The organism is Bacillus tequilensis, from assembly GCF_012225885.1.
Classification (GTDB): Bacteria; Bacillota; Bacilli; order Bacillales; family Bacillaceae; genus Bacillus; species Bacillus tequilensis.
The window spans coordinates 1,405,149-1,422,920 of the sequence record NZ_CP048852.1 but is presented as its reverse complement, the minus strand read 5'-3'; the positions used below and the strand labels follow the sequence as shown (position 1 = coordinate 1,422,920).

Sequence of the window (17,772 nt, the reverse complement as noted above, 5' to 3'; positions counted from 1 at the left end):
ATAAAATCAGGATAGAGATTGGGTGAAGACATGTTTCAATCAACTGAAATTGGGATTGACTTAGGAACAGCTAATATACTTGTTTACAGCAAAAATAAAGGGATTATTTTAAATGAGCCATCTGTTGTCGCAGTGGATACAACGACAAAGGCAGTCCTTGCAATCGGAGCGGACGCCAAAAACATGATCGGTAAAACACCGGGGAAAATTGTGGCTGTGAGACCGATGAAAGATGGCGTTATCGCAGACTATGATATGACAACTGATCTGCTGAAACACATCATGAAAAAAGCCGCGAAAAGCATCGGCATGACGTTCAGAAAACCGAACGTAGTCGTTTGCACACCGTCAGGCTCAACAGCAGTAGAACGCCGCGCCATCAGTGATGCTGTGAAAAATTGCGGCGCGAAAAACGTTCACTTAATTGAAGAACCGGTAGCAGCCGCTATCGGAGCGGATTTACCGGTTGATGAGCCGGTTGCCAATGTGGTAGTAGATATCGGCGGAGGGACGACAGAGGTTGCCATCATTTCCTTCGGCGGCGTTGTTTCCTGCCACTCAATCAGAATAGGCGGGGATCAGCTTGATGAGGATATCGTTTCTTTCGTCCGGAAAAAATACAATTTGCTGATCGGCGAACGCACAGCTGAGCAGGTAAAAATGGAGATTGGCCATGCACTGATTGAGCATGTTCCAGACGCAATGGAAATTCGAGGACGTGATCTCGTAACAGGCCTTCCAAAAACCATAATGCTTCAATCTAACGAAATTCAAGATGCGATGCGCGAATCCCTCCTGCACATTCTTGAAGCCATCAGAGCTACACTTGAGGACTGTCCGCCTGAATTGAGCGGAGATATCGTTGACCGCGGCGTTATTTTAACAGGAGGCGGCGCGCTCCTTAACGGCATTAAAGAATGGCTCACAGAAGAGATTGTCGTGCCTGTACACGTGGCGCAAAACCCTCTTGAATCTGTAGCAATCGGCACAGGCCGTTCTTTAGAAGTGATTGATAAGCTTCAAAAAGCGATTAAATAGTCTTTTCCTGCAAAAATCTCATATTCAGCAAAATTCTTGCTTCTTTTTTTCTGATTCCCTTCATATTGTGGGAAATGGAGAAACGTTAAGGAGGAAACAAATGCTAAGAGATTTAGGAAGAAGAGTAGCAATCGCAGCCATTTTAAGCGGAATCATTCTTGGCGGCATGAGCATTTCTTTGGCAAATATGCCCCATTCGCCTGCAGGCAGCACTGTAAAACTGAATCATCCATAATCCGAAAAACCCAAAACATGTTGTTTTGGGTTTTTCACATTGCCCTCCTTTCTTTCCTTTATAGGATTATATTTGATATGATGAGAAAAAAGCTTGAGGAGGAATGAATCATGGGTTCATTTTCACAGAAATTAAATACATATGCAAAGCTGGCGGTAGAGGTCGGCGTAAACGTCCAAAAAGGCCAGTATGTAGTCATAAATGCTTCAACCGATGTACGGGATTTTGTCCGCTTAATTGTGAAGCATGCATATGAAAAAGGCGCAAAAAATGTCACAGTGAATTGGCAGGATGACGAAGTCGCCAAATTAAAATATGAATTCGCTCCGTTTGAAGCATTTGAAGAATATCCTGAATGGGAAGCAAAAGGGAAAGAAGAGCTTGCTAAAAAAGGAGCCGCTTTCATCTCAGTTGTCTCGTCAGACCCAGACTTGCTAAAAGGTGTAGATTCCAAGCGGATTGCTGCCTTCCAAAAAGCGGCAGGCAAAGCATTACATACATACAGACAATATATTCAATCGGACAAAGTCAGCTGGACCGTCGTTGGGGCGGCATCAGCAGGCTGGGCTCAAAAAGTGTTTCCTGGCAGATCAGAGGAGGAAGCGATGCAGCTTCTATGGGAAGAAATTTTTAAAGCAACGCGCGTAAACGAAGACAATCCGGTTCAAGCTTGGATCAAACATGATCAAAATCTTCATGAAAAAGTTGACCATTTGAATGAGAGGCATTTCGCTGCTTTACATTATCAAGCAGAAGGAACTGATTTAACCATTAAACTGCCGAAAAAGCATGTTTGGGCAGGAGCGGGAAGCGTAAATGAAAACGGCCATGAGTTTATGGCCAATATGCCGACAGAAGAGGTATTCACCCTGCCGCAAAAAGACGGGGTTGACGGAGTCGTCTCAAGCACAAAACCGTTAAGCTACGGCGGAAATATTATTGAAAACTTCACCCTCACGTTTGAAAATGGCCGTATAGTCGACATTAAAGCCGAAAAAGGCGAGGACATTTTAAAAGAGCTCGTGGATACAGATGAGGGTTCTCACTATTTAGGTGAGGTGGCGCTTGTTCCTTACGATTCGCCTATATCGCAATCCAATATTCTTTTCTATAACACATTGTTCGATGAAAACGCGTCAAATCATTTGGCGATCGGGAGTGCGTATGCCTTTAACATTGAAGGCGGAAAGCAAATGTCTCGTGAGGAGCTTGTCAAAGAAGGATTAAATGAAAGCATTACACACGTGGACTTTATGATTGGCTCTAAGGATATGAATATCGACGGAATTACGGCGGACGGAAAAAGAGAGCCTATCTTCAGGAACGGAAATTGGGCTTTTTAATAAACAAAGGAGGCTTTTCGCCTCCTTTTTATTTTTCTGCTTCATACATTTGCAGATTGGCATAAACCGTTTCTAATATTGGTGCCGCAAGAGATAAATGCTTTGCTTTTTCAAGCAAAAAGCCGTGCAGGTGGTCTCCTTCCGTCGTTTGTCTGTTTTCCATATCACGAAGCATAGAGGACTTCATATGATAAGACATGCTTGTCATCGTACGGAAGCTCTCTTCCTCTAGATACGGATCGACTGGGACGCCTTCTTTTCGCAAAATAGCGCCAATTTCTCCGATAAGAGTTTGGGCCGTGTGACGTCCGCCTTCTGTTGCGAGAATCGGGCCAAGCGGTCGTTGAAATAACGTTGTGATCCCCGCTTGCGCTGCAATAAACAGATACTTTTTCCAAATGTCCTTCTCTATATGCCCGCTGATAATGACTTCCGCCTTCACGCCTGAAAACGCCTCTTCAAGTGCTGTTATTCGTTCCGTACGTCCGCCATCCCATTCTCCGAATACAAAACGATGCGATGCGCTTGTATGATGAATGTCTCCCTTGTTGTCTAATGCGCTTTCTATAAAACACAGACCGCCCAGCACCTGTTCTTTTGAAAATACACTAAACAGCTGCTCATAATGGCGATACCCGTTTAAGAAAGGGATAATGACAGATTCATGATCAATAAACGGTTTGACATCGTCTATCACCTGCCCAAGTGAATAAGCTTTGGAAGCGATGATAACGACATCAAACCGCCCTGTTTCTCCGGCAGTGATTAATGCGGGCTGAAAAGATACATCGCCCTTTTCGCTATGGATGACAAGCCCGCTTTCTTTTAACTGCTCAGCTCTTTTTTTGCGCACGAGAAATGTCACATCATTTCCTGTCTCTGCAAGCCGTCCGCCAATATACCCGCCTACTCCTCCTGCTCCGACTACTAAAAATTTCATACCGTGTTCTCCTTTCATACCTATGTATCAAAAAAAGCAGAGAAATCTCTCTGCTTTTTTATTACGCGTATAGTTCAGTCAATTTTTTCTGCACATCAGCATTTTCAAGGAACTCATCGTAGCTCATTTGCTTATCGACGATGCCGTTAGGTGTAATTTCTATAATTCTGTTGGCAATGGTCTGTACAAACTGATGGTCATGGGATGTGAACAGCATAGCGCCTTTAAAGCTGATTAAGCCGTTATTAAGTGCTGTAATGGATTCTAAGTCTAAATGGTTGGTCGGTTCATCCAAAATTAAAATATTGGCGCCGGAAAGCATTGCTTTCGACAGCATACAGCGAACCTTTTCTCCCCCGGAAAGTACATTCGCTTTTTTATGGACTTCTTCTCCGGAGAACAGCATCCGTCCTAAGAAGCCGCGTAAGAAGCTTTCACTTTGGTCATGAGGAGAGTATTGGCGAAGCCAGTCTACAAGATTCAGATCACTGCCTTCGAAATATTCACTGTTGTCTTTTGGAAAAAACGCTTGAGATGTTGTGACGCCCCATTTAAACGTTCCGCTGTCGGCTTCCATTTCTCCGGAAATGATTTTAAACAGCGTCGTAACAGCAAGTTCGTTGCGGCCAGTAAAAGCAATTTTATCTTCTCTATTCATAATAAAGCTGACATTGTCAAGCACCTTTACGCCATCAATTGTTTTCGATAAGCCTTCCACTCGAAGAACATCATTTCCGATTTCCCGTTCCGGCGTAAAGTTAACGTAAGGATAGCGGCGGGAAGACGGTTTAATATCATCCAGCGAAATTTTATCGAGAAGTTTCTTTCTAGATGTAGCCTGCTTAGATTTAGACGCATTGGCGCTGAACCTTGCAACAAACTCTTGAAGCTGTTTGATTTGCTCTTCTTTTTTCTTGTTGGCTTCTTGAGAAAGCTTTAACGCCAGCTGACTTGATTCGTACCAGAAATCATAGTTTCCGACATAGATTTGGATTTTGTTAAAATCAAGATCAGCAATGTGTGTACAGACTTTATTTAAGAAGTGACGGTCATGGGATACGACAATAACAGTGTTTTCGAAGTTAATCAGAAACTCTTCCAGCCACTGAATCGCCTGAAGGTCCAAGTGGTTCGTCGGCTCATCAAGCAGCAGTACATCCGGCTTGCCGAATAACGCCTGTGCCAATAGCACTTTTACTTTCTCTGAACCGCCAAGGTCTTCCATTTTCTTCGTATGAAGATCTTCTGAAATACCAAGCCCTTTCAAAAGGATTGCAGCTTCACTTTCCGCTTCCCAACCGTTCAGCTCTGCAAATTCACCTTCGAGCTCAGCAGCACGAATGCCATCCTCATCAGAGAAATCAGGCTTCATGTAAATGGCGTCTTTCTCCTGCATGACTTCATACAGGCGTTTGTGGCCCATCATTACCACTTTCAGCACTTCATACTCTTCGTACTCAAAATGGTTCTGCTTTAAGATAGCAAGACGCTCGCCAGGACTCATATGAACGTCGCCTGTTTGAGGCTCGATTTCACCTGACAGCACTTTCAGAAATGTTGATTTACCGGCACCATTTGCACCAATTAACCCATAACAGTTGCCTGGGGTAAATTTAATATTGACATCTTCAAATAACTTACGATCCGCAAACCGCAAGCTTACATTATTTACAGCAATCATTTATTATCCTCCATCATGTCTATCATCAATAAAAGTATACCATGAATACAGGGCAAGAGAAATGATTCCCTGATAAAACGGAGAGAAACCACTTATACACTAGAACCGGCAGCTATGTTACAATGGAAGAGAGAGGATGCATCCGGCTGGGAAATTACACACTCTCATGGAGGAACACGTTGAGGCTTTTCACACTTACTGAATATTGCTTATTGATCTTTTTTACAGGCTTTTACCTCGCCGTAACAGGCTTTACCGCCAAGGATATCGGCTTGTATATTGGCATAGCCCTTATTTACATATTTTCGCACATTTTTTCTAAACGGATTTTAGAAAAGCGCGGAAAAGAAAACAAACAGGTGCACCTTTTCTTCAGTGTGCTGGCCATTATCGGTTCAGTGTTCATCACGGTGTTATGCATAGCACTGGTCGCTTCTTTTTCAAAATAAAAACGCCTGCTGCACCAAAGGCCAGCAAGGCGTTTTTATTTTGTTCGACGCATTTCGTTAAATGGGAAAAAGACAAACTTCGATGTGCCGACAATCCGGTTTTCCGCAATCAGCCCCAGACCGTTTCGGCTGTCCATAGAATTTAAACGGTTATCTCCCATGACAAAATATTTGCCTTTCGGAACCTTAACCGGTCCAAAATCGCCTGTCAGACTGACACCCAGCTTTTCCGCTTCCTTTTTGTTTTTAGACAAGTAAGGCTCGGCTACTTTTTTTCCGTTTATATAAAGCGTGTCATCCTTCATTTGAACGGTTTCTCCAGGCTTTCCGATCAATCTTTTTACATAATGGATTTTCGACGTCTCACCGTTGATAATCACAATATCTCCGCGCTTAATCTCGCCGATATAGTTGACGGTTTTATTCACAAACAGCCTTTCTCCGTCATGTAATGTGGGATACATAGATGACCCTTCAACTAAATAAGGTTCAAACAAAAAGTGACGGATCAAGAGAGCCAGCAGAACAGCGATGACAATCGCTTTTCCCCATTCCAAGTACGTGTTGGTTTTTTTCTTCGCCTTTTTTTCAGTATTCGCGTTTTTTTCCTCGGTCAAAGTGTTTCCTCCTAGACGATTGCTATGTCAGTTGTTTCTCTTCTTTTACTTTATCATAAAAGATAATAAAATACATAACTTAACCGCGCTCCCCCAGCACAATAAAGAAAAAGCGTCCTTTCGAATCAAGGACGCTTTTTTCTTATTTCTCTGTAACAGGTTTTTTTACGATACCGAGGATAATTGCCATCACGACAGCACCGATCACGATACTTAATAGGTAAAGCAGCGGATGGTTTGTGATGAAGGCTACGAACACTCCTCCGTGAGGTGCCGGAAGCGTTACACGGAAGAATTCAGTCAATCCGCCGGCAACCGCTGCACCAACGACAGCAGCTGGAATGACGCGAAGCGGATCTGCCGCAGCAAACGGGATCGCTCCCTCTGTTACGAAAGCAGCACCCATGAAGTAGCATGTAATACCAGCTTCACGGTCACGCTGAGTGAATTTGTTTCGGAAAAATGTTGTTGCAAGTGCGATACCAAGCGGAGGAACCATACCGCCGGCCATGATAGCCGCATGAGGTGCATAGTTTCCTGCATCGATCATTGCGATACCGAACGTAAAGGCTGCTTTATTCAGCGGACCTCCCATATCGATCGCCATCATACCGCCTAAGATAATACCCATTAATACAAGGTTTCCAGTACCTAGGCTTTCAAGCCAATCTGTTAAGAAATTCATAAATGCTGCTACAGGTGTATTGATGACAAATTGCATTAATACGCCAGTGATAAAAATACCGAACAGCGGGTAAATCAGAACAGGTTTTAATCCATCAAGTGACTGAGGGATAAACGTAAATACCTTTTTCAGTAAAACCACGACATAACCGGCAAGGAATCCGGCAATTAATCCGCCTAAGAAACCAGCATTTGCTTGAGTTGCCATAAATCCGCCGACCATACCAGGTGCAAAACCAGGACGGTCTGCAATACTCATCGCGATGAATCCGGCAAGCACAGCCACAATTAATCCTAATGCGTTGTCACCGCCGATAAACTTAAGGGCTGCAGCGAACGCGTTGTAAGTAGGATCTTTCGGATCAGCAGAATGTATTCCCCAGAAAAATGAAATCGCAACGAGGATACCGCCGCCGACTACAAACGGCAGCATGTTGCTGACACCGCTCATCAAATGCTTATAAAATGCATTTCCGATGCCGCTTCCAGACTTGCCTCTCTCTTCATCTTCATCGCTTGAAGCTGAAGAACCGCCGCTGCCTTGATAAATCGGGGCATCTTGGTTCATCGCTTTTTCGATTAGCTCTTGCGGGCGTCTGATCCCTGCAGTAACAGGTACTTGAAGCACGCGCTTGCCTTTAAAGCGTTCCATTTCAACCTGCTTGTCCGCTGCAACAATGATGGCAGGTGCATCTTCGATTTCTTGGGCAGTCAGCTTATGCTTGATGCCGCTTGAACCATTTGTTTCAACCTTAATGTCCACACCAAGCTCTTTCGCTTTTTCTTTAAGCGCATCCGCGGCCATGAATGTGTGTGCAATACCTGTCGGACACGCAGTAACCGCTAGGATTTTTCCTTTTCCAGCAGGAGCTGGTGCCGCTTCTTCTTCCTCTTCCTCGTCGTCATCATCTTTATCATGCTGATTAATAATGTCAATGATGGCATCTTCTGACTCAGCTTCAAGCAGCTGCTTGCGGATTTCTTCACGCATTAATAGTGTTGAAAGTCTTGACAATGCTTCAAGGTGAGTGTTGTTTGCGCCTTCAGTCGCTGCAATCATGAATACCAAGTGAGCCGGCTGGCCGTCTAGTGATTCATAATCGACACCGTCTTTTGAGCGTCCGAACGCGATCGCCGGGTTGATAACGCTTGCTGTTTTGGCATGCGGAATAGCGATTCCTTCACCAATACCCGTTGAGCTTTGGCTCTCACGATTTAAAATGGCTTCTTTGTAGGCTTGTCGGTCATTTAACTTACCAGCCTTATCAAGAACTGTGACCATTTCGTCAATAACATTTTCTTTTTCTTTGCTCTCAATATTAAGCTTTATCGTATGCTTCGTTAAAAGCTCAGTTATTTTCACTTTTGTTTCCCCCTCTATAGACGTGTGACCTTAACTTCGGGAAGAAGCTGCTGGACAAATTCTTCTGTTCCAAGTTCTTCAGAGAAAGCCGTAGCGCTTCCTGATGTAACTCCTAAGCGGAATGCATCTTCAAGCGGCAGCTGTTTAGAAATGCCGGCAAGGAAACCTGCCACAACGGAATCTCCTGCTCCGACTGAGTTTACCAATTTACCCTTTGGCACATTCGCAAAATAAACAGCTTCCTTCGTAAACAAAAGCGCCCCGTCTCCGGCCATGGATACGATTACATGTTCAGCACCTTGTTCTACAAGCTTTTTCCCATAAGGGACTGCTTCTTCAACAGATGAAATTGTCGTGCCGAACATTTCTCCAAGCTCATGATGGTTTGGCTTCATCAAAAACGGTTTCATTTCTGTCGCTTTCAAAAGCGCCTCTCCTGAGATATCCAGAACTACCCGTGCGTTCTGCTGTTTGCAGGCTTCTGCGATTTTTTCATAAGTATCGTGAGGCAGTGAAGATGGAATGCTTCCTGCAAGGACAACGATATCTCCCTCTTGCAAAGATTGGAACTGTTCTAAAAAGGCTTTGAAATCTTCATCCGAAATTGTCGGTCCCTGCCCGTTAATTTCAGTTTCATCACCAGTTTTCAGTTTTACATTGATACGAGTATCTTCTTTCACTTCAGAAAATGCTGTTTCCAGATTTTCTTCCTGCAAAAATGTTTTGATATATTCTCCGGTAAATCCGCCGACGAATCCGAGTGCTTTAGACGATACATGGTGTCTTTTGAGCAGTCTCGATACGTTGATGCCTTTGCCTCCTGGATACTTTGTATCGTAAGAAGAACGGTTCAGGCCTCCTACAGTAAAATCTTCAACGTGAACAATATAATCGACAGATGGATTAAGTGTTACAGTATAGATCATGGTTTCACTACCTTTACGACAGTTTTTTCTTGGTAATTATCGAATGTAAGCTCTTCAGCGTCAGTCGTAATGATTGTTGCGTCGCCTATTCCGGCGAATGCCGAAAATGAAATTTCCCCGAATTTTGAAGGGTCTGCTAAGACATAAGCATGTTTTGCCTGTTTGACAGCTTTCTGTTTTAAAAGGGCCTCATCAGGGTCCGGCGTTGTAAAGCCGGCCTCTGTATGGACACCGTTTGTCCCCAGAAAACTCTTATCGAATCTGTACTGATCCATGGCAATCAGTGAAGCGCCTCCAATAACCGCACCCGTTCTGTGCTTTACGTATCCTCCAAGAAGATAAAAAGAAATTTCTTTCCTTATTAATGCTTCGACATGCATCACCCCGTTTGTGACAACGACGATATCTTTGCTTTTATCCATAAAATCAATCATGTGCAAAGTTGTCGTGCCTGCATCAAGGTAAATGCAATCCCCTTCTTCTAAAAGTGAAACTGCTTTTTCAGCAATTTTCAATTTATCGTGAAGGTTTTTGGATGATTTTTCAAGCATATCGGGTTCAAGTCTGATATCGGAAAGCTTGGCCGCTCCCCCATGAACACGCTTTAAAAAACCGCGTTCTTCAAGTGTCGATAAATCTCTTCTAATTGTAGATTCAGAAGCATTTGTCAGATTTATGAGCTCTTGAATTTTTACCACATCAAACTTTTCTATTTGATCAATAATCAATTGATGCCGTTCAGGAGTTAGCATGCTTCACCTCCCAATGAAAACGTATTCATTTTGAGTACAATTTCATTGTAAACGCTATTTTCAAATTAGGCAACTAAAATCATTCAAATTCATTCAATAACTATCAAAATCTTTCACGTTTATCCATATTAACGTATGTCTATAGGGTTTGTAAACTGTAAATTCGACAAAAACAAGGACAATTGTACGACAATTTCTTCTTATTTTAATGAAAAGAATCTTTTATATTCATAGTAGAAATCATCAACCATAAAAAAACCTCATGCAGGTTGCACGAGGCTACTCATAACGCAGCGCTTCAATCGGATTCAGCTTTGCGGCTTTATTTGCAGGAAGCATGCCGAAAATAACGCCAATGAGCATACTGAACAGCACACCTCCGCATACAACCTGCCAGGATATAAGTGACGGCCAGCCTGCAATGGCAGAAACTAGTGCGGCTCCTCCGTATCCGATCCCAATTCCAATCAGTCCGCCAATCAGCGTCAATACGACTGATTCAATTAAAAACTGAGTCAGAATCTGCCCTCTCGTTGCACCGAGTGATTTACGGATTCCGATTTCCCGCGTCCGTTCTGTGACTGATACAAGCATAATATTCATGACACCGATCCCGCCGACCAAAAGTGAGATGCCAGCAATTGAGCCGATAATCGTCGTCATAATCGCCGTTACTTTGCCAATTCCGGCAGCAATCTCTTCCATGTTCATCACTTGATACGAATCCTCTGTACCATGATTATCATTGACCAGCTGCGCCGCTTCTTTTCCAGCTGGTTTGATGTCGTCTGTTGATTCGACTTGCAATGATACGTTACTGAAATCATTTGTTCCAAAAGAGGATTTCATCATATTAAATGGCACGTACATTTCACTTAAACCGAAAGAAAGCAAGCCTGTTTCTTTTTTCAGCACGCCGATAATTTCAACAGGCTGGCCGTTGATCCAGACTACTTCACCGAGAGGGGAGGTTTTATCAAACAGCTTCTCTGCCATCTTTTGAGAGATGACTCCGGCTCTTTTCCCCGCGAGAAAATCATTGTCGGTAAAGGTTCTGCCGCTTTCGATTTCTAAAGAATTGACATTCATGTACCCATCGTTTATTCCGTTAATTGTAACATCGGTTTCTTCCTCATGATAACGCGCTGTCATACTTTTAGAAGTAGAGGCAACGACTTGTTTGATACCCTCTATCTCTTTTAAACTTTTAATATCGTTTTCCGTAAAAGTAGATCCTGCTAAGGCGTTCGGATTGTTTGCAAGCTCCTCGTCGCTCGGCATATAGTACAGCTCAACAGTGTTTCCCGGGCCGCTAATCGACTGCTTCAGCATTTGCTCGCCGCCCTGCCCTACCGCAACGACGACAATGACAGAGCCAACACCAATGATAATGCCGAGCATCGTTAAGATCGAACGCATTTTGTGGGCAAGGACCGAACTTAGAGCCATTCTGATGTTCTCTAACAGACTCATTCTCCCACACTCCTTTGTTCGGAGCTGGCGGAAACAATATGTCCGTCACGCACCATGACGATCCGATTCGTGCAGTCTGCAACTTCCGGCTCGTGAGTAACAAGAACGATTGTCGTTCCCTCGGCATTTAATGCTGTAAATTGCTCCATAATCGCCGCGCTGGTTTTTGTATCCAGGGCGCCAGTCGGTTCATCAGCTAAAATCAATTTTGGTTCATTCACGATTGCTCTTGCAATCGCCACCCGCTGCTTCTGTCCGCCCGACAGCTCATTGGGCATGTGGAACATTCGATCGGCTAACCCGACTTTTTCCAGCGCTCTTTCCGCCCGTTCTAGCCGTTCTTTTTTGCCTATACCGGAATAAATCATCGGAATCTCGACGTTTTTTTTGGCGTTCAGCCGCGGAAGAAGCTGAAATTGCTGAAACACAAAACCGATGGACCGGTTACGGACTGCGGCCAATTCTTTATCTTTATATGAAGAAATATCTTCGCCGTCCAGTTTATACGTACCGGAAGTCGGCCGGTCAAGACAGCCGATGATATTCATGATTGTCGATTTCCCTGATCCTGACGGCCCCATAATTGACACATATTCTCCTTGTTGAATGTCCAGTTGAATGGAATGGAGAACATCAAACGTTTCTCTGCCGATCTGATAGCTTTTTCGCACATTAGAAAGCTGAATCATTTATGCTTTCACTTCCGTTCCATCGGTCACCTGATCAGAAGGATTCAAAATGACTTGATCATCCTGAGAAATCCCCTCTTTAATTTCTGTCAAATCATCAGTCACTTCTCCGATTTTGACATCAGTACGTTTTGCTTTTCCGTCTTTTACTGTATATACATAATATTGATTATCTTCTTTTTTAACTGCCTTTGAAGGAAGCGTATTTGCTTTCCGCTTGTCTGTTTCAATATTCATGATGAATTTAAAGCCGGGTTTTCCCTCTGGAAGACTCCCTTTTATTTTCACTTGAAGAGGATATTGCACTGCTTGTTCTGTCCCTTGCGCCGCAGTGCTTTCTTGCTGATCCGGAACAAGTCCGACTGCAGAAACCGTGCCTTTCCATGTTTTATCCTGGATAACATCAGAAGTGAGTGTGACCTTCTGGCCTTTTTTGACTTTCAGTGTATCGTACTCAGACAATTTCCCTGAGACGACAAGGTCTTTTGGGTTTCCGATATGTATGACAGGCTCTTGAATATCTGATTTTTTGGATGCCGCTTCTTGGTTGACAGAAATAACGGTGCCCTCGATTTCGCTTTTCACTTCAAGATCTGATACCCGATTGGCAAGTGACTGCCGCTGAAGCTCGGTTTGTTTTAATTCGATCTCCGCTGTTTTTTCCTGCATCTGAAGCTCCGTCCGTTCAGATTCAATTTGTTTTTCTGCTTCTTTCTTCCCCACCTGTTTTGCCAGTTCTTTTTCTTTTTTGTCTAACGCTTTAATTTTTTCTTGAGTTTGGTCAATTTGAAGCTGATTGGATTCAGCCGTTAACTGGTTTTGTTCTTTTTCAAGGCTCAGCTGCTCATTTGTATAGGTGACTAAAGGCGTGCCCTTTTTAACTTTGTCGCCTTCCTTCACTTTAATGTCTTCTAATGTCCCTTTATCCGCTTCATAAAAGACATACTGTTCATTTGAAAATTTAAGTGTGCCGGGAACCATAACTGTTGACGAGATGTCTTTTTCTTCGAGGCTTCCCGTTTCTATCTTCTGTCCGGCGCTGCCGCTTGTCGGCGCGGCAGACCGGTAAATATTGATTCCGATAAAAAGAGCGACTAAAGCGGCGATTCCAATTCCGATCCAGACTTTTTTCATGAGCTTATGCACCTGCCATAGAATTGATTAAACCCGAAAAGAATGAAAATGCGACCAAAATGCCGAAAAGAACAATTGCTGAAATCCATCCGGCTTTTTTTGAGATGCCGCCTGTTTTGTGAAGTCCGATCGCCAATAATACAAAGCTCCATACACTGAATATCTCAAAGTTATTTAACACGCTGGCAAGAACCCCGTCAGACTGGATAATTCCTGCCAGTGACGTTACGCTGTAAAGAGGATTTGCATTCGTTGTAAAAACAACAATTCCGTTAATCAATAATCCAAAACTGCTAATCAACGAGACAAACAGTCCGAGAGAAAGCATTTTTTTGTATGTCGTAACCCCGCCTGATATTTTGACACAGAGCCAATAAATGAGAGGGGCGATAAATAATGCTGCGATGCCGCCGAAAATGGCACCTGCCATCGCTCCAAATTTGGTTATTGTCCCGACCGTTTCCATTTGTTCAGCTGTTAACCCTTGGGGATCCGTGCTTTTCAAAATCTCACTATAATCTGTACCGAGTGATTGCAGCACCGCTCCAACAATGATAATCACCGCAACAATGAAAAGCGGCCCCCATACCGCCGGTCGTTCTCTTATTCTTTCAAATTGAACAGACGGGCTTGTGATTACTCCAAAAAGTGACGGTTTTTCCGTCGCCGTTCCGCTGTTTTTTTCTACATTTGTTTCCATTTCAAAACCTCCTTAAAAAATGTCTAACAGATAATACGGGAGAGGAATCGAAAAGTTTCATGTTTTTCTCATACATTTCCAAAAGCCTTCAATCGATAACTGAAGGCATTTTGTCTTATTCTATCGCTGTTGTGTATTGCGCTTTCACAAGCCCGGCATAGATGCCTCCTTTAGCGAGCAGCTGCTCATGGTTTCCTTCTTCTATTTTCTTGCCGTGATCAAGAACAATGATGCGGTCAGCGTCACGGATCGTGGACAATCTGTGAGCGATCATCACTGCTGTACGCCCTTTCAGCAGCGTTTTTAACGCCAGCTGAATTTTGACCTCGGTCTCTGTATCGATACTTGCCGTTGCTTCGTCAAGGATGATAATAGCTGGATCGGCGAGCAATGCTCTTGCAAAAGAAATGAGCTGGCGCTGTCCGGCAGACAGGACGCTTCCCCTTTCCTCCACCTCTGTTTTATATCCTTTTGCCAAACCAGTAATAAACTCATCCGCCCCAACCGCTTGGGCTGCTTTCATCACCTCTTCGTCTGAAGCATTCGGCCGTCCAAAACGTATATTTTCCATGATGGTCCCGGAGAAAATAAACGTATCTTGCAGCACAATGCTGATTTGAGAGCGCAAACTGGCAAGGGATAGATCCTGAATCGGAACACCGTCTATTTTAATAATGCCTCCCGTGGCATCATAAAAACGGCTGATTAAATTGGCGATCGTCGTTTTCCCGCTCCCTGTATGCCCGACAAGCGCAAGTGTCGAACCCGCCGGAATAGAGAAGGAAACAGCGTGAAGAGCTTTTCGTTTTTCATCATACGAAAACTCAACCTCTTCAAAGCTGATCTCCCCATTTATCTTTTTCTTATGAATGGCATCCGGCTTTTCCTTAACATTTGGCTGTTCGTCCAGAAACTCAAAAATCCGTTCTGATGATGCCATCCCCATTAACAGCTGGTTATAGACCTGGCCAAGTCTCGATATGGGTTCCCAAAACATACCCAGATAGAAAGCAAAAGAAACAAAGACGCCAATCGTGATGGTTTCATTCATGATGAGTGCAGCGCCATACCAAATCAAGACAGCCGTTCCGATCGCATTTGTCATTTCTACCAGCGGACGGAACATGGCATTTTTTCTTGTTGCTTCTCGCCATGATTGGTAGTTCTCCTGATTGACGCCGTCAAAATACGCCATATTTTCTTCTTCCTGCGTAAATGCCTGTGTGACACGGATGCCTTGAATGCTTTCGTTCAGATGAGAGTTGAGCTTCGATTGTTTTAGACGTACCGTTTGCCAGGATCGGCGGATTTTTTTTCTGAGACTTGTTGAAATAAAAAACATTATTGGCAGTGTCACCATAATGGCGATCGTCAGCTCAGGGCTCAGCGTAAATAAAATGATGATCACGCCTGCCAGAAGCAGCAAGTCAGTCAATAGATTAATGACTCCGCTTGTAAAGAGCTCCTGAAGAGCATTGATATCATTCATAATCCTGACCAGAATCGATCCGGCTGACCGCTGATCAAAAAATCGGTGGGATAAGCGCTGCACATGGGTAAATAAATGCTGCCGCAGATCGTAAATAACATGCTGGCCAAGCTGGTTCATCCATCTGATTCTGAACACGTTGGCGGCGTAATTGAGAATATATAACCCGCTAATGATAAAAACGAGCTGGATCAATAGCTCAGAGTTTCTCGCTGTAATGGCTTGATCAAGAACATAAACGCCGATCAGAATGGGAATCACAAGCTTTACGGCAGTCCCAATCAATACGGTGAGAAAAGAAAGCGACAAAATTGTTTTCCGATACGGTTTAACATAGCTCAGCAGCCGCCACATTTGAGCCCAGTTAAACGGCTTTTCAATGATTTCATCTGAAGAATAATAGAAACGCTCCAAAAGCCCCTGTTTTTTTGCTTGTTTCATATGGTCCTCCCTATCCGACCTGATGCGGCTCATTGGTCATTTTGACATCGCGGTATTGCAGATCGTAAATTTTTTTATAGTAGCCGCCCTGTTCAAGAAGCTCGTGATGGGTTCCCCTTTCACAAATACGACCTTTTTCAAAAACGAGAATTTCATCGGCGTGTTTCAGTGAAGAAATGCGGTGAGCGATGATAAAGGTTGTGCGATTTTTCATGACTTCTTTTAAAGCAAGCTGTATGCTGTGCTCTGTTTGCATATCTACTGCGCTTGTGGCGTCGTCCAATATTAAAATGCCCGGGTTCAAACAAATGGCTCTCGCAATGGCGATACGCTGTTTCTGTCCGCCGGAAAGCCCCATTCCCCTCTCTCCCAGCATGGTGTCATACCCATTAGGCAGCTCCATAATAAAATCATGAGCCTGCGCCCTTTTTGCCGCTTCGATGATGTCTTCCATTGAGGCATCCGGCCGCCCGTACGAAATGTTTGATCGAATCGTAGATGAAAACAGAAACGATTCTTGAAGGACGACCCCGATATTGGAGCGAAGGGTGTTTAACGAATAATCTGTGATAGGCTTGTGATCAATGGTAATCATTCCGCCAACAGGGCTGTAAAATCTTGTGAGGAGCTGTGTCACTGAGCTTTTGCCTGAACCTGTCGGGCCCAATAGTCCGATTACCTTCCCGCTGTTTGCCTCAAAGCTTATATTGCACAACGCGTTTGTTTGTTCTTTTCCATATGCAAGAGAAACATTTTTGAAATGGACGCTGCCTATTAATTTTTGTTTATGCAAAGCACCAGCATGGTCTGTGATCTCTTCTTCTTTTTCGAGAATCTCCAAAAGGCGCTCACCCGAAGCTTTTGCTTGCGAGAACGTATTGATGACAAAGCCTAAGTTCATAATCGGCCACATCATATAATTGACGAGGCTGAAAAAAGCGACAAGTTCACCGGGATTGAGCTGATTTTGCATAACCAAGTAACCGCCATATGAAAGGAGAGCTACAATACAAATATTTCCGATGAACTCCATTAGAGGGAAATACGCAGACCAGATGGAGGATGTTTGCAAATACTTTTCTCTGTACTCTGAGTTGGCTCTATTGAAAGTGCTGATCTGAAAATCTTCTCTGGAAAGAGATTTAACCGTATTGATGCCGCTGATATTTTCCTGGACTTTTGTATTCAGTTTCGCAAATGATTTCCGGATGCCTCTAAAGGCGGGATGGACTCTTTTGTCAAACTGATATACCGAAACAGCGAGAAATGGCAGAACGGCTATTGTCACAAGTGTAAGAGGAACAGAATAGTAAAACATGACCGATAGGCTGATGGCTACCAGCAGGCCGAAGCGAATGAGCTCAGCGAGACCGTATGATAAGAAAAAACGAAGGCCCTCAACATCAGCTGTCAGCCTGGACATCAAATCTCCTGTTTTCGCGTTATCATAATAAGAAAAAGAAAGCCGCTGCAGTTTTTCATATAAGCCATTTCTCAACCGATAAACGGATTTAATCCCGAACATATCACCCAAATATTGATGAAAAAAAGTCGCGGTTCCTTTCAGGCCCATTACCGCAACAAACCCTAAGCTGACCCATACGGCAAGCTGATACTGCCCTCCCAGTACGATCTCATCAATCGTAATTTGCAGGATAATCGGGTAAACGACAGTAATGACAGTCATCAAAAGCATGGCCAGCAGCGACCACATAAACACTTTTCTGTACGGCCAATAAAACAGTTTTAACCTTTTAAATGTCTCCATATCCAGCACCTTTCTGATTTTTATCTTCTTTACTATATCGATACCAGAAA

16 protein-coding genes are annotated in these 17,772 nt (G+C 43.7%); 4 read left to right on the top strand and 12 right to left on the bottom strand.

Annotation, left to right across the window (positions count from 1 at the left end; all coding sequences use genetic code 11):
- The first annotated feature begins 30 nt into the window (after window positions 1-30).
- The 3 genes from mreBH (at window position 31) to G4P54_RS07585 (ending at window position 2,616) form a co-directional block, all read left to right on the top strand.
- Window positions 31-1,038, top strand: a complete 1,008-nt coding sequence (gene mreBH / locus G4P54_RS07595) for a cell shape-determining protein MreBH (RefSeq protein ID WP_167872268.1) — start codon at window positions 31-33, stop codon at window positions 1,036-1,038.
- Between the two features lie 100 nt (window positions 1,039-1,138).
- Window positions 1,139-1,273: a protein YkpC gene (locus tag G4P54_RS07590; RefSeq protein ID WP_032682172.1), complete on the top strand. Its 135-nt coding sequence runs from the start codon at window positions 1,139-1,141 to the stop codon at window positions 1,271-1,273.
- A 110-nt stretch (window positions 1,274-1,383) separates the two neighbouring features.
- Complete coding sequence (locus G4P54_RS07585) at window positions 1,384-2,616, top strand: aminopeptidase (protein WP_167872267.1); 1,233 nt, start codon at window positions 1,384-1,386, stop codon at window positions 2,614-2,616.
- 28 nt (window positions 2,617-2,644) lie between these two features.
- Here G4P54_RS07585 and G4P54_RS07580 read toward each other — a convergent pair whose 3' ends face one another.
- Both G4P54_RS07580 and G4P54_RS07575 read right to left on the bottom strand, forming a co-directional pair.
- Window positions 2,645-3,556, bottom strand: a complete 912-nt coding sequence (locus G4P54_RS07580; RefSeq protein WP_167872266.1) for a ketopantoate reductase family protein — start codon at window positions 3,554-3,556, stop codon at window positions 2,645-2,647.
- A gap of 61 nt (window positions 3,557-3,617) precedes the next feature.
- On the bottom strand, window positions 3,618-5,237 hold the full coding sequence (locus G4P54_RS07575; RefSeq protein ID WP_024716216.1) for an ABC-F family ATP-binding cassette domain-containing protein: 1,620 nt from the start codon (window positions 5,235-5,237) through the stop codon (window positions 3,618-3,620).
- Between the two features lie 179 nt (window positions 5,238-5,416).
- Between G4P54_RS07575 and G4P54_RS07570 the strand changes: the two genes are divergently transcribed.
- Complete coding sequence (locus G4P54_RS07570) at window positions 5,417-5,686, top strand: hypothetical protein (protein WP_167872265.1); 270 nt, start codon at window positions 5,417-5,419, stop codon at window positions 5,684-5,686.
- 35 nt (window positions 5,687-5,721) lie between these two features.
- Here G4P54_RS07570 and sipT read toward each other — a convergent pair whose 3' ends face one another.
- The 10 genes from sipT to G4P54_RS07520 all read right to left on the bottom strand — a co-directional run bounded on the left by sipT (window position 5,722) and on the right by G4P54_RS07520 (window position 17,722).
- Window positions 5,722-6,303, bottom strand: a complete 582-nt coding sequence (sipT, locus tag G4P54_RS07565) for a signal peptidase I sipT (RefSeq protein ID WP_024716218.1) — start codon at window positions 6,301-6,303, stop codon at window positions 5,722-5,724.
- Window positions 6,304-6,445: 142 nt separating this feature from the next.
- The gene (locus tag G4P54_RS07560; protein WP_167872264.1) at window positions 6,446-8,350 is read right to left on the bottom strand and encodes a PTS fructose transporter subunit IIABC; all 1,905 of its coding nucleotides are present in this window, start codon (window positions 8,348-8,350) and stop codon (window positions 6,446-6,448) included.
- A 14-nt stretch (window positions 8,351-8,364) separates the two neighbouring features.
- Window positions 8,365-9,276 (bottom strand): 1-phosphofructokinase, encoded by a 912-nt coding sequence (pfkB, locus tag G4P54_RS07555; protein WP_024716220.1) that lies wholly within the window; start codon window positions 9,274-9,276, stop codon window positions 8,365-8,367.
- A complete protein-coding gene (locus tag G4P54_RS07550; protein ID WP_167872263.1) occupies window positions 9,273-10,028 on the bottom strand; it encodes a DeoR/GlpR family DNA-binding transcription regulator in 756 nt (251 codons plus the stop codon). Before G4P54_RS07550 ends, pfkB begins: the two co-directional genes overlap by 4 nt.
- 279 nt (window positions 10,029-10,307) lie before the next feature.
- The gene (skiZ, locus tag G4P54_RS07545) at window positions 10,308-11,501 is read right to left on the bottom strand and encodes a sporulation-delaying-protein transporter subunit SkiZ (protein ID WP_167872262.1); all 1,194 of its coding nucleotides are present in this window, start codon (window positions 11,499-11,501) and stop codon (window positions 10,308-10,310) included.
- The gene (gene yknY / locus G4P54_RS07540; RefSeq protein ID WP_167872261.1) at window positions 11,498-12,190 is read right to left on the bottom strand and encodes an ABC transporter ATP-binding protein YknY; all 693 of its coding nucleotides are present in this window, start codon (window positions 12,188-12,190) and stop codon (window positions 11,498-11,500) included. Before yknY ends, skiZ begins: the two co-directional genes overlap by 4 nt.
- Window positions 12,191-13,324: an efflux RND transporter periplasmic adaptor subunit gene (locus G4P54_RS07535; protein WP_024716224.1), complete on the bottom strand. Its 1,134-nt coding sequence runs from the start codon at window positions 13,322-13,324 to the stop codon at window positions 12,191-12,193.
- A gap of 4 nt (window positions 13,325-13,328) precedes the next feature.
- Window positions 13,329-14,024: a YknW family membrane protein gene (yknW, locus tag G4P54_RS07530; RefSeq protein WP_024716225.1), complete on the bottom strand. Its 696-nt coding sequence runs from the start codon at window positions 14,022-14,024 to the stop codon at window positions 13,329-13,331.
- A gap of 115 nt (window positions 14,025-14,139) precedes the next feature.
- Window positions 14,140-15,954, bottom strand: coding sequence for an ABC transporter ATP-binding protein (locus tag G4P54_RS07525; protein WP_167872260.1), 1,815 nt, complete (start codon window positions 15,952-15,954; stop codon window positions 14,140-14,142).
- Between the two features lie 10 nt (window positions 15,955-15,964).
- Window positions 15,965-17,722 (bottom strand): ABC transporter ATP-binding protein, encoded by a 1,758-nt coding sequence (locus tag G4P54_RS07520; RefSeq protein WP_167872259.1) that lies wholly within the window; start codon window positions 17,720-17,722, stop codon window positions 15,965-15,967.
- Window positions 17,723-17,772: the final 50 nt, after the last annotated feature.

Bases quoted from the DNA above. Each gene is read 5' to 3' on its own strand.
- yknW (WP_024716225.1), bottom strand. From the start codon at position 14,024: ATGGAAACAAATGTAGAAAAAAACAGCGGAACGGCGACGGAAAAACCG.
- mreBH (WP_167872268.1), top strand. From the start codon at position 31: ATGTTTCAATCAACTGAAATTGGGATTGACTTAGGAACAGCTAATATA.
- pfkB (WP_024716220.1), bottom strand. From the start codon at position 9,276: ATGATCTATACTGTAACACTTAATCCATCTGTCGATTATATTGTTCAC.
- G4P54_RS07525 (WP_167872260.1), bottom strand. From the start codon at position 15,954: ATGAAACAAGCAAAAAAACAGGGGCTTTTGGAGCGTTTCTATTATTCT.
- yknY (WP_167872261.1), bottom strand. From the start codon at position 12,190: ATGATTCAGCTTTCTAATGTGCGAAAAAGCTATCAGATCGGCAGAGAA.
- G4P54_RS07575 (WP_024716216.1), bottom strand. From the start codon at position 5,237: ATGATTGCTGTAAATAATGTAAGCTTGCGGTTTGCGGATCGTAAGTTA.
- G4P54_RS07585 (WP_167872267.1), top strand. From the start codon at position 1,384: ATGGGTTCATTTTCACAGAAATTAAATACATATGCAAAGCTGGCGGTA.
- skiZ (WP_167872262.1), bottom strand. From the start codon at position 11,501: ATGAGTCTGTTAGAGAACATCAGAATGGCTCTAAGTTCGGTCCTTGCC.
- G4P54_RS07590 (WP_032682172.1), top strand. From the start codon at position 1,139: ATGCTAAGAGATTTAGGAAGAAGAGTAGCAATCGCAGCCATTTTAAGC.
- G4P54_RS07550 (WP_167872263.1), bottom strand. From the start codon at position 10,028: ATGCTAACTCCTGAACGGCATCAATTGATTATTGATCAAATAGAAAAG.
- G4P54_RS07535 (WP_024716224.1), bottom strand. From the start codon at position 13,324: ATGAAAAAAGTCTGGATCGGAATTGGAATCGCCGCTTTAGTCGCTCTT.
- G4P54_RS07520 (WP_167872259.1), bottom strand. From the start codon at position 17,722: ATGGAGACATTTAAAAGGTTAAAACTGTTTTATTGGCCGTACAGAAAA.
- G4P54_RS07580 (WP_167872266.1), bottom strand. From the start codon at position 3,556: ATGAAATTTTTAGTAGTCGGAGCAGGAGGAGTAGGCGGGTATATTGGC.